Consider the following 25,308-nt stretch of genomic DNA (forward strand, 5'->3'; position numbering starts at 1 on the left):
TATTTTGGTGTCTCTGCTACTCTGTAATTTTCTTGTCTTTTTGCTCCTAAGAAGATTCTACCACAAAATGGGGTGATTTGATGCGAACCGTACGATATGGAAGAAGAGAACGACTCACCTTCGGTCGCATACAAGATGCAGTAAAGGTGCCTAACCTCATATCGATGCAAATCGATTCCTACAGAGATTTCTTGGAGAATGGTATAATGGAAGTTCTCAAGAAATTCTCTCCGATTAGCTCTCAACCACATAAAGGTGACTTGAAAAGAGGTGAAAAAGGACTTCTTTTGGAGTTCATCTCAACCAAAATTGGAGAACCGAATGCGCCAGTTGAGGAATGCAAGCAAAAAGGATTGACCCACACTGTTCCTGTTTACACAACGGTAAGAATTACGGACGTTAACAGCGGTGAAATGCGTCAAGATGAAGCATTTTTGGGTTCTATACCATACATGACTCAGAATGGTACTTTCATCATCAATGGTGCTGAGAGAGTTGTAGTAAGCCAGTTGGTGAGAGCGCCGGGTGTTTATTTCGTGGACGAAATACCAAAGACTCAAGTAGTGGCACCCATATATGTTGCACATTTCTTACCAGTTAGAGGTGCTTGGCTGGAGATACTCTATCATACTGCGGAAAACATGTTTTATGCAAGAATTGACCGCAAAAGGCGAATAAATCTTTTCTTACTTTTCAAAGCACTTGGTTATGAGGATGATTTGAAGATCTTGGAACTTTTCCCTGATTCGATAGATGCTGACGACGAATATACCATGGAGAAAGCCGTTGGGTCCATTATTCTCCATGATGTTGTTATTGATGGAGAAAAGGTCGTTGAAAAAGGTGGCATTCTGACTAAGTCAGCTGCTAAGACCATCTTGGAGTCAAAATTGTCGACCATAGTGAGGGCTCATCCAGCAGCTCAGAAGACCCTGGAAAAAATGATAGATGCTTATGGTGAAGTTGATTCTGATAAAGCGCATATGGAAATATTCAGAAAACTAAAACCCGGGGAAATTCCAAGGGTTAATGCGGCAAGGGCTTATCTGGCAGGATTGTATTTTAGCACTGAAAGATTTGAACTATCAGATGTGGGACGTTATAAGATAAACAGAAGATTGAACCAAGCATACAAGAAGTATCTTGTACAGATAGAAGGACTTTCAGAAGAAGAAGCCGGGAAGAGAGATTATGAATCACAAGATCCCGTTCTAACAACACTTGACATTGTTCTTGCTACGAGATATCTGCTTGATGTGAGCAGAAACCCAGAGATAATGGATACCAAGGATCATCTTGGAAATAAAAGGGTGAGAACTGTCGGTGAGTTGATAAAAATCGAGTTTGAAAGAGCTTTTTCTCGTGCTCAGAGATTGATACAGGAACGCCTGACTCTTTACAACTCGCTGGATAAAATATCCGTCCAGAGTTTGATAAATGTCAAAACCATAATTGCAAGTATCAACCAATTTTTTGCCACCAGCCCGCTATCGCAGTTCATGGAACAAGTAAATCCATTGGCAGAACTAACACACAAACGACGTTTGACTGCCGTGGGACCAGGTGGATTGAAGCGCGAACGTGCAAGATTTGAGGTAAGAGACGTTCACCATTCTCACTATGGAAGAATGTGTCCAATCGAGACACCTGAAGGTGCGAATATAGGTCTCATAACATCTCTGGCAGTATATGCAGATCTTGACAAATTTGGCTTTTTGACAACACCTTATAGGAAGGTTGTCAATGGTCGTGTTACAGATGAGATAGTTTATCTCACAGCAGACGAAGAAGAACACTACAATATTGCTCCTTGTACTGTAAAGATTGACAAGGACGGGAATATCGTCGATGAAAAAGTACCTGTAAGGTTCATGGAAAGAGTCCAGTATGTTGATAGAGAAAAGGTTCAGTTCATGGATGTCTCGACAAAGCAAATTATCAGTGTTTCTACAGCACTCATACCATTTCTTGAACACGACGATGCCAACAGGGCTTTGATGGGTTCTAACATGCAGAGGCAGGCTGTACCTCTTGTGAAGCCAGAAGCACCGTTTGTCGCCACTGGCATCGAGTATGACGCAGCTTTGTATTCTGGTTATGTCATATTGGCAAAACACGATGGAATAGTCAGAAAGGTAGATGCAAGAAAGATAGTTATCGAAAGAATCAATAAAGATGGCAAGCCCATTGTTAGAGATGGTAAACCGGTTTTGGATGAGTATTACTTGATGAAATTCATACGTACCAATCAAGATACAACGGTGAATCAGCGCCCAATAGTCAATGCTGGAGATTTGGTCAAAGCTGGCGATGTTATTGCCGATGGTCCTGCGACAGACATGGGAGAGCTTGCCTTGGGAAAGAACGTACTGGTTGCTTTCATGCCATGGGAAGGTTACAATTTCGAAGATGCCATTCTCGTTAGTGAAGAGTTACTGGAGGAAGACGCATTCACATCGGTGCACATCGAAGTTTACGAAACCCAAGCGCGTGATACAAGGCTCGGTCCCGAAGAAATAACAGTGGATATTCCAAATGTCAGCAAAGAAGCCTTGAGAAATCTTGATGAAAATGGAATTGTCAGAATAGGTGCTTATGTGGGTCCACAAGACATTCTTGTGGGTAAGGTGACACCTAAGGGCGAAGGTGAAACAACACCGGAAGAAAAAATCATAAGATCGGTCTTTGGCGAGCGTGGTAAAGATGTCAAGGATACATCACTTAGACTACCTCACGGAACCGATGGAAGGGTTATAGATGTAAAAATCTTTGACAAAGAAGATGTATCGGATCTTGGAGCCGGTGTCAATAAACTTGTAAAAGTTTATGTTGCGTGCAGAAAAACACTTGAAGTTGGAGACAAACTTGCAGGAAGGCATGGAAATAAAGGTGTAGTCTCAAAGATTTTGCCGAAAGAAGATATGCCATTTTTGCCAGATGGTACACCCGTTCAGATAGTTCTCAGCCCGCTTGGCGTTCCATCGAGAATGAATGTGGGACAGATTCTTGAGACCCACCTTGGGTGGTTGGCAAAATTAACGAACAACTGGTTCGCAACACCAGTTTTCGATGGAGCTAAGGAAAATGAAATATTGCCTTGGCTTTATGAAGAGAGACGAGTTCTCGGTCTTGACGAAGGAGACAACGATCAAGAGAGTTCTGGTAAAGTCGTACTCAGAGATGGAAGAACGGGAGAACCATTTGCAGAGCCCGTAGTCGTTGGATGTATCTACATGATGAAACTCATCCATATTGCAAAAGACAAAATACATGCTCGTTCCACCGGACCTTATTCTTTGATACATCAGCAACCTCTTGGTGGTAAGGCTCAATTTGGTGGTCAGAGATTTGGTGAAATGGAAGTTTGGGCACTGGAAGCTCATGGAGCTGCACACACTTTGAATGAAATGTTAACGATCAAATCAGACGACATCAAGGGTAGAAATGAAGTTTACAAGGCAATCCTCAAAGGCAAAAACATACCTGAACCCGGTATACCTGAAAGTTTTCGTGTGTTGATCAAAGAACTGAGAGGCCTTGCATTAGATGTGAGAGTCTATGATGAAAGCGGCAATGAAGTCGATATTGACCGGGTTTAAAAAGGTTGCCGAGGAGGGAAAGATGAATGGCGATATCTACTTTTAAGAGAAAGATTGCATCGGTAAGAGTTGGCGTAGCTTCTCCGGAAACGATTAGAAGTTGGTCAAGCGGAGAGGTCAAGAAACCCGAGACGATTAACTACAGGTCATTCAAACCAGAGCGCGACGGACTATTTTGTGAAAAAATCTTTGGACCGACCAAAGATTATGAATGTGTTTGTGGAAAGTACAAAGGTAAAAAATACGAGGGAACTGTTTGTGAGAGATGCGGTGTGAGGGTGGAATCCAAGGAAGCTCGCAGAAAAAGGATGGGACACATAGAATTAGCGGCTCCTGTGGTTCATGTTTGGTATTTAAAAAGCAGCCCAAGTGTACTTTCTACTTTGTTGAATATACCCGCGCGAGACCTTGAAAATATCATATACCATGGCAGTAGAAGGATCATCGAGCGAACCTATATCATTGTGGATCCCAAAAAGACTCAGTTTGCTGCCGCAGACTCACTGTATGAAACAGAGTACGAGATTTACAGGAAAGCCTTGGATTTCGAGGCAGAGATAGCAGTTGTCGTTAAGAACCCAAAATCTCCAGTTATATCAGATATCGATGGTGAGGTAAAGATCAAAACCGAAAAAAGTAACACTGGAAGAGAAATCACATGGATAATCGTTCGAAACAACCAACGCGTTCCTGTTCAGCTTCAACCAGGGATGATTTTGCTGGTGAAGAACGATCAATTAGTAGAAAAGGACACTCCTTTGGTTGCTCAAAAGCAGATTTCACCATTTTATGCACCCTTTGATGGAACTGTTGAAATAGATGAGCTGGCTTCTACAATGACGATAAAACCACTCGCGACGAGTAAGGAGCAACCTGTCACTATAACTATTCCATATTGTGTCAAAGTGCTTGTAAAAGATGGTAGCAAAGTAAAGGCTGCTGATGAACTTTTGAGTGCTGGTACAATTCAACCTATTCAGAGTCCAAGCTCTGGTAAAGTAGTTTTCGGTAAGGAATTAAATGTTAGGCCAATGGAAGACGGTACTTACGAAGTCCTGTCGGCTGGTACATTATACATTGAACAAGTCATTCAAGAAAAGCAATACCCGATCTTTGAAGGTGCACTCCCATATGTTAACGATGGCGATACAGTTAAAGCCGGAGATTATTTGGCAGATAGATTCTTGTTTGAAGATGAAGTTTTGTCTGCCCACGAATACAAAATCTTTGAAGAACATTATCCCGATCAATTCACAGTTGAAGCGGAAGTCGAAAACGACAGACCCATAGTGGCCATTACAGAGATCGATGAAGAGCTCTCAGAGAAAACTGGTTTGACTATTGGTTCGATAATCACTGAGAGTGAATATGAAGCTTATCGAGAACTGTACCCTGGCAAAATAGAAGCCCATTATGGTGCAACAGCTGTAAAAAAGTTGCTCGAAAAGATTGATCTGGAAAAACTAAGAGCACATATCGAGTCGGAATTATCTCAGCTTCCAAAAAGTAGCGGAAGGGCGTTGAAATTATTAAAGAGATTGAAAATTGTGAAAGATTTGATCAAATCCAACGTAAGACCAGAATGGATGGTTTTGGAAGCTGTACCTGTTATTCCACCTGAGCTCAGACCAATGATTCAAATAGATGGTGGTAGATTCGCCACCACAGATTTGAACGATCTTTATCGAAGGGTTATAAACCGGAATAACAGGCTCAAGAGGTTATTAGAACTGAATGCACCAGATATCATCATAAGAAATGAAAAGAGAATGCTCCAAGAAGCCGTTGATAGTCTCATATACAACGGAAGAATTGGCAAGGCTGTTGCGGATAGAAATGGTAGAGCACTAAAATCATTGACAGATCTTGTTAAAGGCAAAAAAGGAAGATTTAGGCGAAATCTCTTAGGAAAGCGCGTAGATTATTCGGGTAGAGCTGTCATAGTCGTTGGACCTGAACTGAAAATACATCAATGTGGTCTTCCAAAAAAGATGGCTATGGAGTTGTTCAGACCATTCGTTTTGTCAAAACTCCTCGAAGAAGGTGGAGAGTCAAGCAAGGCAGCTCGTAAGATGAAAAAAGCAATCATAGAAAAAGAGATGCCAGAGGCATGGGATATACTTGAAGAGGTTATAAAAGGCCATCCGGTTTTACTTAATAGGGCACCTACACTTCACAGAATGTCTATTCAAGCCTTTGAACCTAAATTAATAGAAGGTAACGCCATTCAATTACATCCTCTTGTTTGTCCACCGTTCAATGCTGATTTTGATGGTGACCAGATGGCGGTACATGTACCACTCTCTGCGGCAGCACAAGCTGAAGCAAAATACCTGATGCTTTCAAGGTACAACATAATATCACCGGCACATGGGAAGCCTATATCGATGCCCGGAAAAGATATTATCGTTGGAGTATATTATTTAACAGCTGTAGGAAATGACTACAAAGATGTAAAACCCAAGGAAATAAAGTATCGTTTTGGATCAACCGAGGAAGCTGTGCTTGCTTATTCTCTTGGTTATGTTAAACTTCACACTCCAGTATTGGCTAAGGTAAGAACTGCCGATGGAGAAAAGGTGATCAAGACAACGATTGGCAGAATTATTCTCAATGAAATCATTCCACCAGACCTTAGAGATTATGAACGCGTTTTCGGTAAGAAAGAAATTAAAGATGTTATCTACGATACCTTTAAACGACACGGCATCGATGCCACTGCTGATTTACTTGATAATATGAAAGACCTTGGTTTCCACTATGCCACGCTGTCTGGACTTACGATTTCTCTAAAAGATTTAACAATATCACCGAAGAAGAATGAAATAATTAATCAAACCAGACAAAGGGTGGAATATATTGAAAGCCAATACAACGAAGGTTTTCTCAACTTTGAAGAAAGGTACAGAGAGATAATAAAAGCTTGGAACAAAGCCACGGCAGATGTCCAAGTTGCAACTTATGATGCTCTTGGTGAAAATCCTTTCAATCCTGTATACATGATGGTCAATTCAGGTGCGAGAGGTAATACCGACCAAGTTAAGCAACTTGCTGGAATGCGTGGTTTAATGGCAGATCCATCAGGTAGAACAATCGAAATACCAATTATTTCAAACTTCCGTGAAGGTTTAAGTAGTATGGAGTTCTTCATTTCGACACATGGTGCGAGAAAAGGTGCTGCAGATACAGCTCTAAGGACATCATCGGCAGGTTATCTAACACGTAGATTGGTTGATGTCTCTCAAAGTATTGTAATAACGACAACTGATTGTGGTACAGAAAATGGTATAAAAGCCCTTCAACTTGTAAGTGATGATCTGCCTGTGCAGAAATTGAAAGATTTCCTCTTTGGAAGAGTTTTGGCAAAGGATGTCCTTAATCCATTAACTGGAGAAGTCGTGAAAAACCCAAAGACCATGAAAGAGTATGTTAGAAATACTATGCTCTCTGACGATGATGCTGAATTCCTTGCAAATTATTCTGTGTCAGTGCCAGTTTGTGTTGAACAAACATTAGACTTACAGAGCCTGCACATACCTCGTTGTTATACCGAAATCGCAGAAGAAGTGAGAGTCGATGGTACTTACCTGGAAGTTGGAACAGAATTAACATGGGATGTTGTTAGAATGGCAAGAACTGCTGGTAAGAAATCGCTGAAGGTAAAAATGTACCCAGTAGTGGGAACTATTTCACTGCAAGATCTGAATGACAAAAAAGGAGAAAGACAGTTAGTTGTGTTCCAAGAAGAGATAGACGAAACGACTGCAAAATTACTTGAAGAAAATGGCATCAGCCATATTCAAGTGAGACCAAACATATACGTACGTTCTGTATTAACCTGTGAATCTGAAAAAGGTGTCTGTGCAATGTGCTATGGTATGGATCTGTCTAACCACAGGGTTGTGCAGGTAGGTGAGGCTGTAGGTATAATCGCAGCACAATCTATAGGTGAACCTGGGACACAGCTTACGATGAGAACATTCCATACAGGTGGTATAGCGACAACAGCAGATATAACACAGGGTCTACCAAGGGCAGAGGAATTGTTTGAGGCAAGGAAAAAACTCAAGGAACCAGAAGGTGTTTTCGCTTTAGAGGCTGGTTTTGTAAAAGACATAAAAGATGTGGAAGGTAAACAGAAGATCTATATTGAAGATTACCTTGGCGGTATACATGAATATGAAGTTCATGACAAAACAAAGGTCAAGGTCAAGGTTGGACAAAAAGTGTTGCCAGGTATGATGTTAACAACAGGAACTATAAGATTGAGAAAGTTGATGGACACACTTGGAGTTGAGTCAACGGCAATGTATTTACTCAAGGAAACACAAAAAGTTTATGTAGAGCAAGGTGTTGAGATACACAACAAGCATTTTGAGATCATTATAAAACAAATGCTTGGAAGAGTTGAAGTAATTGATCCTGGTGATACAGATTACTTACCTGGTCAACTCTTGACTATATCTGAAGCTGAAAGAATAAACGAAGAAATACTTAAGGCAAATGCGAACGTTCAGAGTAATAAGAATTTCGTAATCGGCAAGATTCTTGCAAGGAAAATAGTTGCAAAGATTGGCGATCAAATCGAGGAAATAGCGGCTGAAGGAACAGAATTGGTAGAGGAAGCAATTGAAAAAGCCATTCAAGCAGGGGTTAAAGAAGTCTGTATTTACGAAGAAGGCAAACCAACGTTCTATCAGATAGCACCAAAGGAACCTATGAGGTATAGAAGAAGACTCCTGAGAATAACGAAGGCTTCTTTGGAACAAAAAGGATGGCTCAGTGCAGCATCATTCCAACAGACACCGCAGGTTTTGACCGAAGCTGCAGTTGAAGGAAGCGTGGATTTCTTGGAAGGTCTCAAAGAGAACGTGATCGTTGGTCAATTAATACCTGCTGGTACTGGCTTGGAGACCTTTGCAAATATTCAGATAGAAGAGACTCCAAGAGCAGCAGAGGCAGAAAAAATGGCATAAAGGAAGGGGCTTTAGCCCCTTCTTTTTTCACTCAAAGATATAACACCATGTCCAAATACCACTGTTTTGAAATCTGAATTTCTTTTTTGCTTTAACGGCAAAGAGTTTCTCTAAATCTTCTTTGGGCGTTATCAAACATATCTTGGAATTTGGAAACAGATTGATTATTTTCGAAAGATGTCTATAGAATTTTGAGTCACCTTCTTTCAATCTGATTCCAAATGGTGGGTTACTGATGACATGAAATTGGTCTTTAAATGATTTTAAGTCCTCGAAAAAGACATGGCGAAAGATTACATTCTTTTCTACACCAGCTCTCTGAGCATTTTCATTTGCTATTTTTAGTATTCGTCGATCTTTATCAAAGCCCATTGCGATTATTTGATCTTTCATATCAACATTTCCTTGGGTTTTGATGGGGTATCTGTCAAATATGGGCCATCTTTGAAAGGCAAATTGTCTCTTGTTATTCAGAATTTTAAGATCTATTCTTGCAGCTTCTATTGGTATTGTGCCGCTTCCACAAAAAGGATCGACCAAAATAGTTTTTCCATCCCATTGGCTCAGCAATATGAGAGCAGCAGCGATAGTTTCGCGTAATGGTGCCACGGATGTTTTGATTCTATACGCTCTTTTATTCAACGCGTCCTTTCCAGTGGTGTCGATCATTATAGAAACAACATTGTTTTTCAGGTACACGTACAAGGGATATTCTGTCCCATCACTTTTTCCATCTGATTTGATCTTGTTGTAAATGGCTTTTTTAACAACAGACGCAACAGCACCAGTCGCAGAGAGTCTTGAATTTCTCACCTTGACTTTTTCAACCACAAGATTTGCCTTTTTATGGATTATCTCTTGCCACTGGGCACTGTGAACACCATTGTATAGATCATCAAAATCTTGAGCTTCAAAGGAAGTCATATGTATCAAAATTCTGTCAGCACTGTTTAGACTAAAATTGAGTAAAGGAATATCTTCTATTTTTCCAAGAAAGTGTACGTGCCCTGCTGTAACCATTTTTATCTTAAAGCCATGCTTTCTCAATTCAATACACACAGCTCCCTCGAGTCCAGAACTACACAAAGCAACAAATTCCATCTTAACACCTCTGTAGTTGATTGTATCAAAATATATATATGAATTAGTTAGTTTTACTAACATTTAGCATGATACAATTACCATAGGAGGTGAGTTTTTTGTTAGAGAATAGGATCGTCGAGCGGCTTATAAATGAAGGCATCCGCAAGGGGGCAGATTTTGTAGAGATCTTCGCCGAAGACAGATCGAGTACAGAGATGACCATGATCGATGGTAGAGTAGAAGTTGCCAGCAGTGGTCGGGAATTTGGGATAGGTTTGAGGGTTTTCAAAGACGAACAACAAGTGTATGCCTATACGAATGATTTTTCTGAAAAACAGTTGTCTTTAGTGCTTAACAGATTAATAGATGCGCTCGAAATCAAAAATGGTGTGGAAAGGTCAATCAACATGATCAACAAAGATGTAAAAAATTCTCATTTAATTTTCTTCTATCCTCAGGATGTATCAAAATCTGAAAAAACAAAAATTATGAAAAGGGCGCATGAAGGGGCAAAGAATTATTCGAACCTTATAAGTCAAGTTGTTATAAGATATTGGGATTATGATCAAAAGATCTTTATAGCAAATTCAGATGGATTGATATCGCAAGATCGTCGTGTTCGGACAAGGCTTATGGTCAATGCTGTTGCAACAAAAGATTCAGAGCAAGAATCAGGCTTTTTTGGTCCTGGAGCAGCAATGGGTATAGAATTTTTCAATTTGCTTGATCCATATGATGTGGGGGTTGAAGCGGCCAGGATTGCAGACAGAATGGTCAGAGCAGATTATGCACCAGCTGGAAAAATGCCGGTTGTTATTTCAAATGCATTTGGTGGTGTTATATTCCATGAAGCATGTGGACACGCGCTTGAGGCAACTTCAGTGGCAAAAGGCGCTTCTGTCTTTGCAGGAAAACTTGGTCAGAAGATAGCGTCAGATTGCGTTTCTGCTGTTGACGACGGTACGATACCAAACGCTTGGGGATCGAATAATATCGACGATGAAGGAACACCAACGCAAAGGAATTTACTCATAGAAAATGGGATTCTCAAGACATACCTTGTTGATCGTTTCCATTCCAAGAAAATGGGGATACAACCAAATGGATGCGGTCGGAGACAGAATTATAAATTTGCACCAACCTCAAGGATGAGTAATACCTTTATACTGCCTGGAAAATTTTTGCCAGAAGAGATTATCGCTGCAACAGAATATGGATTATACGCAAAAACAATGGGTGGAGGATCTGTTCACCCTGCCACAGGTGAATTCAACTTTGCCGTCGCTGAAGGTTATCTGATAGAAAAAGGTAGGATAACAAAACCCGTCCGCGGTGCTACTCTTATAGGCAAAGGTTCAGAAGTGATTCAAAAGATCGATATGGTTGGAAATGATCTATCGCGTGGCCAAGGAATGTGTGGATCTATGTCTGGTAGTGTTCCGGCAGATGTTGGACAACCCACGATTAGGGTAACTGAGCTCATAGTTGGGGGGCGAAGTAAATGAGGATAGAAGATTTCAAAGATAAAGTTTTTTCTTACGCCAAAAAGAAGGGTTTTGACGAATGTGAATTGCGTTTCACTCGTGAGAGAGAATTTGGAGTTGTTGTGAGTAAGCAAAATATCGATAACTACAACGATGCAGATTCATTAAAAGTTACATTCAAAGGACTGAAAGATTCAAAAGCCGCTTTTTCATCATGTGAAATTGTTGATGAAGACTCGGTGAAATTTTTGGTAGATAGTGCTTATGAGAATCTTTTGGTAACCGATACATTAGAAGAAGATTCTATATATGACGGATCTGGTGAATATCACAATCCACAATTTTTTAAAGACGAGTTTGAAAAACTACCTGTTAGGAACAAGATAGACATTGCAAAGACTATGGAGCAGAAGGCGATGGCATTTGATAAGCGTATAGCCATGGTTATGATGAGTGTATACTCCCACGAGAGATATGAGGTTTCAGTGTTTAACACAAAGGGACTCAATCTTTCGGAGAGTGCTGGTCTTGGTGCAGCTTATGTATATCTTGTCGCATCAGATGGTAAAAAACCAAAAAGAGGATTCAAGGTGAAATTTGGATCAAAACCAAGCGATATCGATCCAGAAAAAGTGGCTTTTGAAGCGTCTCAAGAAGCGCTTTCACAACTTGGTGCAGAAAGTATCCCAAGTGGTAAATACAGGGCTATACTCAGGCGAGATGTCTTTTCAGAGTTGTTTTTTGCCTTTATGCCGATTTTCTCTGCTGAATCGGTGCAAAAAGGTCTGTCTCCATTGAAAGGTAAACTCAATTCCAAGATTGCCAGTGAAATACTAACTGTTGTCGATGACCCACTTTTTGAGAAAGCACCTATAAAGAGATCTTTTGACAACGAAGGAGTACCTACAAGGAGAAAACCTTTCATAGACCACGGTGTTTTAACAACGTATTTTCACTCACTGAAATCTGCAAAGAGAGATGGTGTCAAACCAACGGGCAATGTCTTCACTTATAAATGTACACCATTGAATGTAGTTGTAGAGGTGGGTAAAAAAAGCTATGAAGATTTGATAAAGCAGCTTGAAAAAGGTGTGATAATAACTGCTCTTGATGGTTTGCACTCAGGAGTAAGAACTGTATCTGGAGAGTTTTCTGTGAGTGCATTAGGGTATTATGTTGAAAATGGCGCAATAATTAAACCCGTTGAACAGATAACTATCTCGGGAAATATTCTTGAGCTACTCAGGAGGATTGAGGAAATAGGTACTGATTGTGATTTGGTTTCGGGTTCTGCTTATTTTCCATCTATTTTGGTTGAAAATATTGATGTAGCAGGTAGCGGTTCGTGATTGACTCTTGACAGATTTGATTTGTCATAGTATGATTATGCAAACAAGTTGAAAGGTGGCTTAGTGGTGATTGGTTTTTGCTGTTGGCTCCAACCTTCAATAGTTGAAATAAAGCATCATGCGAAGTACAGCCCGGTTGATCCCCGGGTGGTACTTCGTTAGGTGCCACCTGATAGGGTAAAAGTAACAAAAAACCGGGCTGTGAAAAAACAGCCCGGTTTTTTTATTATACGGAGGTGATTTAGGTGAAAAGATTTTTGGTGGTGATGATTTTAGTTGTAGCAACACTGAGTTTTGCTTCACTGATCGAGGATATTCAGAAAAGAGGCGTTTTGAGAATTGGACAAGACGAGGGTTACATGCCGTTGTATGGTACAGACGAAAAAGGAGAGCGTGTCGGGCTTGAAATTGAGTTGATCAACAAGATGGCAGAGATTCTTGGTGTAAAAGTAGAGTTCGTCATTGTCAATTGGGACGGTATCATACCGGCTCTTATCTCTGGAAAATTCGACATGATCTTTTCTGGTATGACGATCACACCCGAACGCGCTCTAAAGGTGAATTTCTCGATACCATATTTAACTGTCGGACAGGCTATATTATATAACAAAGCCACATTCAAGACTCCACCAACTTATGAGGAACTCTCTCAAAGGCAATTGACTATAGCTGTTCAACTTGGTACTACAGGTGAATTCACTGCAAGAAGGATGTTTCCAAAAGCCAAGATATTGACTTTTTCAACTATGGATGAAGCGGCTTTTCAGGTGGTTTCAAAGCGAGCAGATATCATGGTGAATGATTCAATTTATGTAAAGTTTTTAACGCAAAAATACGATACTCTCGGTATGGTTCAAGAATTGCTGAGTCTCGAAGATCTGGGGATTGCGATTAGAAAAGGAGATCTTGAAACTCTCAGATGGCTTGATACGTTCATTCAGTGGGCCAAGACGACTGGTTTGATCGATGAACTCTACAAAAAGTGGCTGACTGGTGAATGAGGGCAGAAGCCCTCATTCTTGGAGGTGTATTCATGAAAAAAGTCTATGCGATATTTCTTACAGTATTGGTTTTGGTGGTATTGTATTTTTCTATAGCTCAAGTTTATCCATTCAACTGGTTAATTGTATTGAAATATCGCACGGTATTTTTGAAGGGGTTACTCACAACGATGAATTTGAGCGGTTTCTCGTTGCTCATTTCATTTGCAATTGGTATTGTCTTTGCCTTGATGAGAAGATCTTCGGGGATTTTCAGAGAGTTTGCCGTGCTGTATATCTTCTTTTTCAGAAATACTCCATTACTTGTCGTGATACTCCTGACTTATTATGGTCTTGGAAGTATTTTACCCTTTGATAGGTTTTGGGCCGCAGTCTTGGGTTTGTCAGCTTTTGAAGGTGCATACCTTGCCGAGATAATCCGTTCTGGTCTTGATGCAGTGGACAAGGGGGAATTAGAGGCGGGCTTTTCCTTGGGTTTGACGAATTTTGAGGTGTTTTTGTACATTCACTTCCCTCAGGCCATCAGGATCTCTTTACCTGCACTAATAGGACAATCGATAAGCCTTGTAAAGGATAGCTCTTTGGCGTCAGTCATAGCATTAGCTGAGTTAACTATGACTGGTAGACAGGTTGGAACACAGACGTTGGCGTCTTTTGAAAGTTATTTGACCATAGCTGTTTTCTATGTTGCTGTTACAAGTGTCCTCTCTGTTCTGGGGAATTGGTTAGAAAGGAGGCTCGCCATACCATGAGTTTGTTGCAAGTAGTTGATGTTCACAAAAGATACGGGAAAACTGAGGTTTTAAGAGGGATTTCTTTCGAAGTTAGTCAGGGGGAGATAGTTGTCATAATGGGGCCATCTGGTGCTGGTAAATCAACATTACTTAGAACGATAAACTATTTAGTGAAGCCAGATAAGGGTGAGATATTTTTTAAAGGTCAAAGGATTACTGATGATCAATCAATCTTGAGACAAATAAGATCGCAGATTGGTTTTGTCTTTCAACATTTCAATCTTTTCAGCCATATGACAGCCTTAGAGAATGTCATGCTTGGTCTGACGAAGGTCAAAAAGTTTTCTAAAGACAAGGCATACCAAGTAGCGAGAGAATGCCTTGAAGTCGTTGGTTTGACTGGAAAGGCTCAAAGTTATCCTTCTCAACTCTCTGGAGGCCAAAAACAAAGGGTGGCAATCGCGCGTGCACTCGCAATGAAACCAGATCTCATACTCTTTGATGAGCCCACATCGGCACTCGATCCCACATTAGTTGGAGAAGTTCACCAAGTGATGAAAAAACTTGCAAATCAAGGTCACACAATGGTGGTAGTAACACACGAAGTGAATTTTGCAAAAAGTGTGGCTTCCAGGATATTGTACATGGAAAACGGTATCATCGTCGAAGATTCGGATCCAATTAGTTTTTTCACACAACCAATGTCTCAGAATGCAAAAAATTTTATAGCAACCGTTTATTCTTGAGCTCGATCAACTCTCTCAGCCCGATACTCTTGACGTTCAGCACTTTGTGCTGAGTTATTAGTTTTGGTAATTCTTCATCTTTAACAAGAAGGACGATTTTTCCATTTAAATTAGATAGTACATGATTTTGAGAATTAGATACTTCCTGTAGCACCTGAACGGCATAGAATTTTCCAACTGGCAAATCCTGTACTTTTCCTGTAAGGAGAATCCTACCTTCACTCAGCAAGATTAAATAATCCGCGAGTACTGAAACCTCTTCTTCGTCATGTGTACTCAGCAAAATCGTCGTACCTTCATTTTTCATATTAATGAGCAATTTCCACAACAATTCTTTTGATTCACGATCAAGGCCACTCGTAGGTTCGTCGAGTATTAACAGTTTTGGATTGTTCATCAGGGCAATTGCAATCATCAATCTTTGTTGGACTCCCTTAGAAAGGGTTCTGACAGGATTTTTTGTAATTGGTATATAAAACTTCTCCATGATTTGCACAGGATTAACTCTCATCTTTTTCAAGGCGGCGAAGTGTTTTATGTTTTCAACAACATTCAGTTCTTTCAATAATGAGGGATTTTCTGGGACAAAACTGAGTATTTTTCTGAGCCTTTCGGGGCTTTTCACCACATCGATTTGCTCGATTTTTATATTACCTCGATCGGGTTTGAGAATTGTAGCAAAAATCTTGAGCAAGGTAGTTTTACCTGCTGAATTAGCACCCAGGATTGCTATACAATTTTCTTCAGACTCAAATGAGATATCTTCAAGTACTCTCTTGGTTGAGAAAGTTTTATAAATGTTTGTACATGATATTTTCATTTTTCACACAATCCTTATGGGCATGACTATGTATAGATATCCTTCTACATTCAATGGGTTGATCTGTAAAGGACTTGTACTGTCTACGAAATTGAACTCAACTTCATCTGTGTGAATATGCCTCAAAGCCTCCATCAAAAAAAGAGGGTTAAAAGCAGCAACGATGTCTTCGCCTTCTTTTCTAATAGGTAATTCTTCGTTTACTTCACCAGAGTCTGGGCTCCTACTGCTCAGAGACAAGATATCTTCACCAACTTCTACTTTAACCGACTCACTACCTCTCCTTGCTATGACCATTGTTCTTCGGAGTGCTTCAATTAGATCATTCTTTGAAAAGATAACTTTACTTTTAAAGGCTTTGGGTAAGACTTTCCTGTAATCTGGAAAATCTATTTCTACAACTCTCATGACTGTTTCGATGTTTGGTGTACTCAAAGATAGTCGCTTACCATCGTAATGAATGGTTATATTTGTTTCAGAGCAACTTTGAACTATACTTTGAAGTTCCTTCATGCTCTTGAGTGAAATCAGAAAACTCGATTCACTTTGTGTTGATAGCCTTTCCTCCGCCAAGGCTAAGCGAAAGCCGTCAGATGCAACAAGTCTGAGAAAGCCATTTCCTATTTCCCAGAAAACACCGTTGAGATTTCTCATGAATTCGTCTTTGGCAGCGCAGAAGATAACTCTTTCAATCATCTCTGAAAGTGTCTTAGATTCTATATCAAGCGCATATCCTTCAGACGGTAAAGAGATCTCTGGAAATTCACTTGGATCCATGGTTGGAACCCTGAATTTACTGCGTCCACACTCGAGAGCCAGCAAACCAGATGAAAAATTCAATTGAATTTTCCCTTCATTGGGCAAGGTCTTAACTATTTCATAGAGAATCTTTGCATCGACTGCAAATCTTCCTTCACTATCAGTTTCACATTCTACGCGGGCTTTAACTCCTGTTTCCAGATCGGTGGCATGTAGGTATGTTCCTTTCTGTGAAACATCAAATAAAATACATGCCATTATAGGTTTGATGGTCTTCGAGGGCACAGTCTTTGAGACAATTGAGATCTTATTCGAAAGTTCACTTGCTTCTACGTTGATCTTCATTCTCATCCCTCCTGAGAGTCGGCAAAAAGTATATCACATACATCATATCCAAATGATTTCACAATATTTAGGACTTTATCTTTGAGCCATAGTTTGTCAAAGAGATTCACATATACTCTATCGAGTTGCAATTTTTTCATCGTATATATATTATCAAATTTCGAAGGATTTCCGAAAAATGAAAAGGGATTCGATATGCATAATTTCGTCCGACCAAGCTTTTTAACCGCTTCTTCCAAGAGAGCACCCGAAACAAAGAGCCATTCGTATTTCTCGTGTTTTGAGATTGTGATATCCAATAATGATGAGCCAAATTTTCGTACTGTACCATCACTTTTCAAGCCACAAACACCGGTGCAATTTTTGAATATCTCTTTAACAAATAGTGGTGCAAGGGGAATTTGAATTGCACCCAAAACTCGTTCAATAGATCTTTGAAGTTCTGTTTCTCCTTGCTGCGTGCCAATTACAAAGATGATGTGCGCATCCTCGATGAATCCAGCGTGTACAAGTCTATCCAAGGCTCCATCAACTATAAGTGTTTCAAAACAATCTTTTTTGGAGGCGATTTCGATGGCTTTAGGTGTTGCTCCAGCGATCATTACAGAAGTAGGGAGTATGGATTGAGCCAGAAAGACCGTGCCAGCCAATGGATTTTCATCGACTGCTTCGATTATTGAGAAATGAGAACCATTAAGGAATCTTTCACATGTTAGGACAAAATCACCTTGTTTAAGCTCCACTAAGGGCTTGGGTGATCCAGTTATGGTATCGGTCTCTTCTCCATCAAAGCCGATGCTCGTAACACAAATCTTATTCATTTCTTTCAAGAGATGCTTAACAACTGTTGTTTTTCCAACATTTTTTGCATTACCGACAACGTAAATCACTTTTGCCAACCTTTTGACCTCCGAATTCTGTCACTTTCCTTAGGAAGTAAATACCTGCGCTTTCCTGTCAGTAAGGAAGCAACCCCATCGGTGCTCTTTCTTTCCTCTTCAATATAGTTTTCGTCACATTCACTCCTGTAATCTCGAGGTTCGTTGTATACAAAAATACCTCCTTCGTAATTTCTCACTATGACTTTTCCTTCACCCATCGAGATTAGATACTGGGGTTCGATCGGAATCTTACCACCTCCACCTGGCGCGTCGATCACATAGGTAGGTACGGCGAAACCCGAAGTATGACCTCTGAGATATTCTATGATCTCTATACCTTTTGAAACAGTCGTTCTGAAATGTGACAACCCTCTGGAAAGATCACACTGGTATATGTAATATGGTCTCACTCTGTTTTTCACCAGTTCATGTACCAGTTTTTTCATGATTTGTGGACAATCGTTGATGCCTCTAAGCAAAACACTCTGGTTACCAAGTGGAATTCCAGCATCTGCCAATCTTGCAAGTGCCTTAGTTGACATTTCAGTGAATTCTTTGGGGTGATTAAAATGTGTGTTTATCCATATTGGGTGATATTTCTTTAACATTTTTGTGAGTTCTTCAGTAATTCTCATTGGCAACACCACAGGAACACGAGTACCTATTCTTATAATCTCAACATGATTGATCTCCCTAATTCGAGATATTATGCTCTCAAGTCTTTCAGTCGAAAGGGTTAAAGGATCTCCGCCAGAGATTAAAACATCTCTGATCTTTTTGTTGGCTCTTATGTACTCGATGGCTTTGTTCAAATGTTCATCTGAAAGTGGTGCATCGGTCTCACCAGCAAATCTTCTTCTGGTACAATGTCTGCAATACATCGAGCATTGATCTGTCACCAGTAACAAAACACGGTCTGGATATCTATGTGTCAATCCTTTTACTGGTGAATCTACGTCTTCGTGTAAAGGATCTAACATCTCCTCACTGGAGATATTCAATTCTTTCGCGGTTGGAATAGCCTGCATTCTCACAGGACATTTTGGGTTATCTGGATCCATTAGGGTTGCGTAATAAGGTGTTATGGCCATTCTTAAAAATTTGAGAGAGTGTTTCACACCTTCTCGTTCTTGTTCGGTTAGGTTCACGATGTGTTGCAGCGTTTCAAGATCCATTACTCTGTTACTCAACTGCCAGTGCCAGTCATTCCATTCTTCTTGCTTCACATCTTTCCAGATCGAGATTTCTCTGTAATCTCTCATATCAAAGACCTCCTCAGATAAGTTTTTCTCCTCTGAGCATCTTTTCTATCTCCGATTTACTGATCAAAACAACTTTTTTGATGAAGGTTTTTCTACAGATTTCTTGGGCAAGATCTCTCACCGATTGTGGTATCTCAGCGTTAGTAACGATTCCAATTCTGTCGATTCCATACAATGTAGCAGCCATGAGTACCTCTTCAAGTGCTTTTGGTGATATTGAGTTGCTGTAATATTTTGCCTGGAATACATAAGTAGCTTTGCCGTTTTTGACTATCAAATCGACTCCAAAGTCATGAGATCCCTTGGTCGCTGCAGCCCGATACCCAAGGCTTGTGAAAAGATCTGCCATGAACTGCTCAAAACTCCACCCATCTTTGAACCCACGTTCCCATTTCTTTCTCAATTCTGATAATTTTGGTGATCTTCTTTTGAAAATTAAATAAAGTGCAATTGACAAAACAAATGTCACTAAAAGTACGATCAGCATTTTGCAAGCTCCCGCGTGGTCAATTTTATTCCATGAGACTTGCGCGACTTCGAAAGCATGTGAAGTGCCTTCCTTGCATGAGGAGTGGTTTGATAGTAGTATATTTCAATATGATACACGTTTGACAAAAGCGCCATGATTACAACCTTTCTCAAATCATCGAATGTCAATTGATCTTCGTTGACAAGAACTATTTGTCTTTGCAACAGTTTCTTATAAGTAGCTATCCAGCTCTTGCCGTAATAGGTGTGTTCTAAACAAACCCAACCTGCTTCTTGAAGCGATCTTTGTACTCGTGCCTTTAGTGTTTTTTGGCTTTTCAGGGATCTATTTGCGATTTTTATAAGTACCCAACTCAGTATTACGAAGATGGTCAGTTTCAATAAAAACAATTGTATCACTCCATTACCAATACACATTGTACAACTTTGAATGGTAAAATTCCATTGGAGGTGCAAAAACTGCGAAAGGTTACACTAATTATTTTGTTTTCAGCTATTTTTATCGGCATCACCATGCTCATACTCAGTTTTTTAGTGCCGAGCAAGATATTGCTGGAGATGCTTTACAAAAAGGTGGAGAAAAATCCGTATTGTTTGCTTGTTGTGGGGACAGATGCTGTCATAGAAAAAACAGTTAGAACTGATGCGATTATGATTTTGTTGGTTGATCATCAACGTGGAAAGGTTTTGATAAGCAATGTTCCAAGGGATTTATTGGTTGGGAAGAACAAGATAAATTCATTGTATGAAAGATCTGGCATGGATGGTCTTCAAGAAACACTGAAGCAGTTGTTGAACCTTGATTTTGATGGATATGCAATTGTGAATTATGAGGTCTTCAAGTATCTTGGTGACAAACTTGGTCCTATTGAGATACAAATAAAAGAACCCATGAAATACTCCGATACAGTTCAGAATCTTTACATCGATTTTCAACCGGGGATTTACCAGATGAAGGGAGACGAATTACTTGCCTACATAAGATATCGTCGGGAAGCAATGGGTGATCTTGCGAGGATAGAAAGGCAAAAAGAAGTGCTCATAAAGCTTGTTGAAAAGGCAAGAAATCTTGATGTTTTTCAGATTGCATCTATATTCTCGAGTGTTCGAAAGAATGTTTCTATGAACATTGATATAGGTGAATTGATATACCTTTTCCTGAAACTGAAAAAAAGTATGAGTATCGGCTTTGTATCGTTTCCTTATGTGATTAATAAAGATGGTGATGTAGTTGCTGACCCACAGAAACTTGCCGATTATAAGAATGTTCTTATGTCCCTGAATGTACCTGAGACTAAATCGATGCCAAAGGTTCTTTTACTCAATTGTTCTTCGGATAAGTCAAGGGGATTTCTCGTACGATCTCAAGATCTTTGGAATCAAAAAGCAGGTGTTTTGCCAAATCAAATTGTGTGGGAAGATGTGGGAATAAATTTGAATAGGGACACGGTTATAATACTCAATAAAGCAAAACAAGAAGAGATAAAGTCGCTCATAAAAAAGGTGTATCCTAACTACGATTTTGTTTTCAAACTCTCCTCGGATCAAGACGTATTTGTACAGTATCTATCTATTGTTAAAAAGATGTCTGAAAACAGAATCTATCCAGCATTTCCATACGATGCAGTTGTGATGGTGACTAAGTAATGAGACAACTTCATTCATGGGATTTGACACCACAGCAAGCCAAGGAACAACAGCTGAAGTTAAGGCAGTTGCTTAAACAGGTACCATTGGAAAATATCGATTTAGTAGCTGGTGTAGATCTGTCTTTTCCAAAATTTGATCAGGGATATGCCGTGATAGTAGTGATCGATGTCAAAACGATGAAAACAATCGAGTGTGTCACAGAAAGTTCGCCAGTTTCATTTCCATACATTCCTGGATTGCTCGCCTTCAGGGAAGGTCCTGTTTTTCTCAAAGCATGGGAAAAGTTGAAATCAAAACCAGATGTGATTATGTTTGATGGTCAGGGAATAGCTCATCCCAGACATATGGGTATAGCAGCACATATGGGACTTTTCTTGGAACTTCCCACGATAGGTGTTGCAAAATCTCATCTTTATGGTAAGTATCAAGAACCTGGAAATAAAAAAGGAGATTATGAATATCTGTACGACGATAGCGGCGAGATCATTGGGGCTGTTCTAAGGACCAAAAACGATTCCAAACCTTTGTTTGTATCGCCGGGTCATATGAGTGATCTCAAATCATCGATCGATCTTGTACTGAAATGTTGTACATCATACAGATTGCCTGAACCAACCAGAATTGCGCACATAGTTTCTCAGAGATGGAAATCTAAAAGTGATAAACTTTCATTTTAGGAGGTGTCAAAGATGTGGCAATATTTTATGCCAACGAAGATTTTATTTTCACAAAAGGTGATTGAGAAAAACAAAGAAATATTCAAAAAATTCGGGAAAAAAACTCTCATTATAACAGGTAAGACTTCGTCCAGAATAAATGGGTCCTTGAGAGATGTCGAAGATGCTCTTAGATCTTTATCTATTGAATATTACATCTACGACAAAATAGACGAAAATCCAACATTTGAGCATATTCGTCAAGCGGTGAAAGAGTGTAGAATCCATGATTTTGACTTTGTCATAGGTGTAGGAGGAGGCAGTCCACTTGATTCGGCAAAGGCGATAGCTGTTTTGCTTAAAAACAAATCATTATCTGTAGAAGACTTATACGATGCCACAAAATATGACTCATCACTTCCCATAATAGCCATTCCAACAACGTCGGGAACGGGGAGTGAAGTAACCCAGTACTCAGTTTTGACAGACGATACAGGTTTCAAAAGAGGATTTGCACATGATGTAATTTTTCCAATAATTGCTTTGATAGATCCTTTGTACACTGTGAGTATGAGCGTTTCTTTGACAAGATCGACGGGCCTTGATGCGCTGTGTCATGCAGTGGAAGGCTTTCTCTCAAAAAGATCCACTCCGATATCCGACTTGTACGCAGTTGAAGCGATGAAAATGATAAAAGAAAATCTACCAAGGGTGCTTCAAAATCAAAACGATCTTGAGGCAAGAACGGCCATGTCCTTTGCGTCTTGCTTGGCGGGTATGGTGATAAGTCAAACGAGTACAACTCTTGCACATGTACTTGGATATCCTTTGAGCACCTTCAAAGGAATTAGACATGGTGATGCGACAGCAGCATTTCTTGATGCAGTTGTCCAAGGTGCGCAGAGTGAAGTACCTCAAAAAGTGAATGTGGTAAAGGAGATTTTTGGTGACATAAGAGATTTCATAACAGCATCTGGTTTACAGATTAAATTGCGAATAGATGACGAAGAACTCGAAGGATGGGTTAAAAGGGCTTTAACCGCCAAACACATGCAATGGACTCGTGGCTCATTTGATGAGTCAAGTATAAAAAAACTGTATGAAAGGATGAGGTCAAATTAGTGCACGCGTTGTTTTGAACAAGATCAAGAGAAATTATCATCCGTGGATATATTCAACTGAGATATCGAAGATAGATGGAGAGTTTGAAGAAGGTCAGATTGTAGATGTTTTTCTTCAAGATGGGAAATTCTTTGGACGTGGATATATAAATACAAAATCAAAGATAACAATTCGTCTTTTAACGACTCAGCCAAAGACAGCTCAGCAGATTATTGAAGAAAGAATCGATCAGGCTATTAAAAGGCGAGAATACATACTCAGATCTGAGCAAGCTTGCCGATTGATTTACAGCGAGTCAGACTGGCTTGCTGGTTTGATCGTTGATAAGTACGATTCGTATATAGTTATTCAGATTAACACCCTTGGCATGGATAAATTAAAAGATCTGGTTGTAAGAACTCTTGTGAAGAAACTAAATGTTACCGGTGTCTATGAAAAATCTGATTCTTCTGTGAGATCAAAAGAAGGATTGGGTCAAATATGTGAATGGCTTTATGGTACAGGACCAGAGGTGATATTCTATCGCTCTGAAGATTTAACACTTGCTGCAGATCTGAAAGGGCAAAAGACTGGGACCTTTCTGGACCAGAGATTCAATGCAAGAGCTGTTTTACCATATGCGAAAGATAAGGCGTGCTTGGATGTCTTTTCTTATACTGGTAACTTTTCTTTACATCTATTGAAATACGGTGCAAAGCATGTGAAGTTGATCGATTATTCAGAACGTTCTTTGCAAATCGCGGAACAATTATTGAAATTAAATGGCTTCGATGGAAAATACGAATTGATCAAAGAAAATGCCTTTGATTGGCTCAAGCAAGAATCTTCACAGGAGAAATATGATTTAATCGTACTTGATCCACCTTCTTTTGCAAAATCTGCAAGTTCAAGAATATCAGCTCAACGCGGACATAAAGAGATAAATCTCCGGGCAATGAAATTGTTGAGAAAACCGGGAATTTTAGTCTCTTCATGTTGTACACAGGTTCTATCAGAGCAGGATTTTGAGCAAGTTTTACAGGATTCCGCCGAAGATTGTAAAGTTCAGGCATGTATACTCTATAGAGGGTCTCAACCGGCCGATCACCCGGTTCTACTCGATGTACCTGAAACAAGATATTTGAAATTTTACATAATGCAAATTTGGAGGCGAGCATGATGAATATTTCCAACAGGGCACAGCAGGCTCCAGCAAGTCCTATAAGGAGACTGATACCGTTCGCAGAGGAGGCCGCAAAAAAAGGTAAAAAGATTTATTATCTGAACATTGGACAACCCGATATCCCTACACCGAGTATTTATTTTGAGTATGCAGAAATGTATAAACCAAAGGTTGTTGCATACACTCATTCAGCGGGTCTTTTGGAACTCCGTGAAGCCTTCACAAAGTATTACGAAAAATTCGATATACATGTATCTTCCTCTGAGATCATCGTTACAAATGGAGGAAGTGAGGCTGTGTTATTTGCCATGGCCGTTGTTGCAGATCCAGATGATGAGATATTGGTACTTGAACCATTTTATGCCAATTATGCTGGTTTTGCGGCACAACTTGGTGTTAAATTAGTTCCTGTGAGGACCTACCCAGAAGATGGATATTCTGTCCCCAAAAAGGGAGCATTTCTTGAAAAAATAGGACCAAAGACAAAAGCCATTATCTTTTCCAATCCATGTAACCCAACAGGAGCGGTTTATGATGAGCAACAACTTAGAACTATAGCAGATGTGGCATTCGAAAAAAATCTGTGTGTGATCTCTGATGAGGTTTACAGAGAGTTTGCCTTTGATGGATACAAAGCGATATCGATGATGACTTTTGACAAGATTATTGATAAAACAATTATTGTAGACAGTATCTCCAAGAGATATAGTGTGTGCGGTGCAAGAATTGGTACATTCTTGACAAAGAACAGGGAATTTTACCAAGCGGCATTGAAATTTGCTCAAGCGAGATTGTGTCCGGCCATGACATCACAGTATGCAGCGATTGGACTTTTGAAACTCGATAATGATTACATCGAGCAAATCAAAAAAGAGTATGAAAATAGAAGGGACGCCGTCTATGAAGAACTCAAAAAGATAGAAGGAGCAGTCTTCAAAAAACCACATGGAGCCTTCTATGTCTCTGTGAAACTTCCCATAGACAATTCTGAAAAGTTCGTCAAATTCATGTTGGCTGATTTTGAAGTTGATGGCAAGACAACGATGGTGTCACCACTTGATGGTTTCTATGCAACACCTAATGCGGGATTGAACGAAATCAGAATCGCCTATGTACTTGATCAAGAAAAGTTACGTGATGCCGTTAGAATATTGTCTCTTGGTTTAAAAGCATACTCAGAAAAGAGATAA

19 protein-coding genes are annotated in these 25,308 nt (G+C 39.8%); 12 read left to right on the plus strand and 7 right to left on the minus strand.

Annotated elements, in window-relative coordinates; translation table 11 throughout:
- Positions 1–80 precede the first annotated feature (80 nt).
- Positions 81–3,599 carry a DNA-directed RNA polymerase subunit beta gene (gene rpoB, locus TSP02S_RS01905; protein WP_041081471.1) on the plus strand — a complete coding sequence of 1,173 codons (3,519 nt, stop codon included), beginning with the start codon at positions 81–83 and terminating at the stop codon, positions 3,597–3,599.
- A gap of 26 nt (positions 3,600–3,625) precedes the next feature.
- Positions 3,626–8,575: a DNA-directed RNA polymerase subunit beta' gene (locus TSP02S_RS01910; protein ID WP_041081472.1), complete on the plus strand. Its 4,950-nt coding sequence runs from the start codon at positions 3,626–3,628 to the stop codon at positions 8,573–8,575.
- Positions 8,576–8,602: 27 nt separating this feature from the next.
- Here TSP02S_RS01910 and TSP02S_RS01915 read toward each other — a convergent pair whose 3' ends face one another.
- The gene (locus TSP02S_RS01915; RefSeq protein ID WP_041081474.1) at positions 8,603–9,676 is read right to left on the minus strand and encodes a THUMP domain-containing class I SAM-dependent RNA methyltransferase; all 1,074 of its coding nucleotides are present in this window, start codon (positions 9,674–9,676) and stop codon (positions 8,603–8,605) included.
- A gap of 98 nt (positions 9,677–9,774) precedes the next feature.
- Here TSP02S_RS01915 and TSP02S_RS01920 point away from each other — a divergent pair, with 98 nt between their 5' ends.
- The 5 genes from TSP02S_RS01920 (at position 9,775) to TSP02S_RS01940 (ending at position 14,972) form a co-directional block, all read left to right on the plus strand.
- A complete protein-coding gene (locus TSP02S_RS01920) occupies positions 9,775–11,163 on the plus strand; it encodes a TldD/PmbA family protein (protein ID WP_041081476.1) in 1,389 nt (462 codons plus the stop codon).
- On the plus strand, positions 11,160–12,491 hold the full coding sequence (locus TSP02S_RS01925; RefSeq protein ID WP_041081477.1) for a TldD/PmbA family protein: 1,332 nt from the start codon (positions 11,160–11,162) through the stop codon (positions 12,489–12,491). Before TSP02S_RS01920 ends, TSP02S_RS01925 begins: the two co-directional genes overlap by 4 nt.
- 245 nt (positions 12,492–12,736) lie before the next feature.
- Positions 12,737–13,492: a transporter substrate-binding domain-containing protein gene (locus TSP02S_RS01930; protein WP_041081479.1), complete on the plus strand. Its 756-nt coding sequence runs from the start codon at positions 12,737–12,739 to the stop codon at positions 13,490–13,492.
- A gap of 32 nt (positions 13,493–13,524) precedes the next feature.
- Entirely contained in the window at positions 13,525–14,244 is a 720-nt protein-coding gene (locus TSP02S_RS01935; protein WP_041081481.1) for an amino acid ABC transporter permease, read from the plus strand.
- Positions 14,241–14,972 carry an amino acid ABC transporter ATP-binding protein gene (locus tag TSP02S_RS01940; RefSeq protein ID WP_269763774.1) on the plus strand — a complete coding sequence of 244 codons (732 nt, stop codon included), beginning with the start codon at positions 14,241–14,243 and terminating at the stop codon, positions 14,970–14,972. The genes TSP02S_RS01935 and TSP02S_RS01940 overlap by 4 nt, the downstream gene beginning before the upstream one ends.
- Here TSP02S_RS01940 and TSP02S_RS01945 read toward each other — a convergent pair.
- Genes TSP02S_RS01945 through TSP02S_RS01970 form a run of 6 tightly spaced genes read right to left on the minus strand, consistent with a single transcriptional unit; the run spans position 14,950 to position 19,918 of the window.
- A complete protein-coding gene (locus TSP02S_RS01945; RefSeq protein ID WP_052465269.1) occupies positions 14,950–15,792 on the minus strand; it encodes an ABC transporter ATP-binding protein in 843 nt (280 codons plus the stop codon). The two genes, TSP02S_RS01940 and TSP02S_RS01945, sit on opposite strands and share 23 nt — an antisense overlap.
- Positions 15,793–15,795: 3 nt before the next feature.
- The gene (gene dnaN, locus TSP02S_RS01950) at positions 15,796–16,896 is read right to left on the minus strand and encodes a DNA polymerase III subunit beta (protein ID WP_041081482.1); all 1,101 of its coding nucleotides are present in this window, start codon (positions 16,894–16,896) and stop codon (positions 15,796–15,798) included.
- A 2-nt stretch (positions 16,897–16,898) separates the two neighbouring features.
- Positions 16,899–17,795, minus strand: a complete 897-nt coding sequence (locus tag TSP02S_RS01955; RefSeq protein WP_041081483.1) for a hypothetical protein — start codon at positions 17,793–17,795, stop codon at positions 16,899–16,901.
- The gene (gene kamA, locus TSP02S_RS01960; protein WP_041081484.1) at positions 17,783–19,039 is read right to left on the minus strand and encodes a lysine 2,3-aminomutase; all 1,257 of its coding nucleotides are present in this window, start codon (positions 19,037–19,039) and stop codon (positions 17,783–17,785) included. Before kamA ends, TSP02S_RS01955 begins: the two co-directional genes overlap by 13 nt.
- Positions 19,040–19,052: 13 nt before the next feature.
- On the minus strand, positions 19,053–19,526 hold the full coding sequence (locus tag TSP02S_RS01965; protein ID WP_232503743.1) for a restriction endonuclease: 474 nt from the start codon (positions 19,524–19,526) through the stop codon (positions 19,053–19,055).
- Entirely contained in the window at positions 19,520–19,918 is a 399-nt protein-coding gene (locus TSP02S_RS01970) for a hypothetical protein (RefSeq protein ID WP_041081485.1), read from the minus strand. The genes TSP02S_RS01965 and TSP02S_RS01970 overlap by 7 nt, the downstream gene beginning before the upstream one ends.
- 123 nt (positions 19,919–20,041) lie before the next feature.
- On the opposite strand from TSP02S_RS01970, the gene TSP02S_RS01975 reads away from it, so the two are divergent.
- Genes TSP02S_RS01975 through TSP02S_RS01995 form a run of 5 tightly spaced genes read left to right on the plus strand, consistent with a single transcriptional unit; the run spans position 20,042 to position 25,308 of the window.
- Positions 20,042–21,175: an LCP family protein gene (locus TSP02S_RS01975; RefSeq protein ID WP_171816302.1), complete on the plus strand. Its 1,134-nt coding sequence runs from the start codon at positions 20,042–20,044 to the stop codon at positions 21,173–21,175.
- Complete coding sequence (gene nfi, locus TSP02S_RS01980; RefSeq protein ID WP_041081487.1) at positions 21,175–21,855, plus strand: endonuclease V; 681 nt, start codon at positions 21,175–21,177, stop codon at positions 21,853–21,855. Before TSP02S_RS01975 ends, nfi begins: the two co-directional genes overlap by 1 nt.
- A 12-nt stretch (positions 21,856–21,867) precedes the next feature.
- Positions 21,868–22,956: an iron-containing alcohol dehydrogenase family protein gene (locus TSP02S_RS01985; protein WP_041081488.1), complete on the plus strand. Its 1,089-nt coding sequence runs from the start codon at positions 21,868–21,870 to the stop codon at positions 22,954–22,956.
- Positions 22,957–22,969: 13 nt separating this feature from the next.
- Entirely contained in the window at positions 22,970–24,115 is a 1,146-nt protein-coding gene (locus tag TSP02S_RS01990) for a class I SAM-dependent rRNA methyltransferase (protein WP_082025867.1), read from the plus strand.
- A complete protein-coding gene (locus TSP02S_RS01995; protein WP_041081491.1) occupies positions 24,115–25,308 on the plus strand; it encodes a pyridoxal phosphate-dependent aminotransferase in 1,194 nt (397 codons plus the stop codon). Before TSP02S_RS01990 ends, TSP02S_RS01995 begins: the two co-directional genes overlap by 1 nt.

It is taken from the genome of Thermotoga profunda AZM34c06 (assembly GCF_000828675.1).
GTDB classification, from domain to species: Bacteria; Thermotogota; Thermotogae; order Thermotogales; family DSM-5069; genus Pseudothermotoga_B; species Pseudothermotoga_B profunda.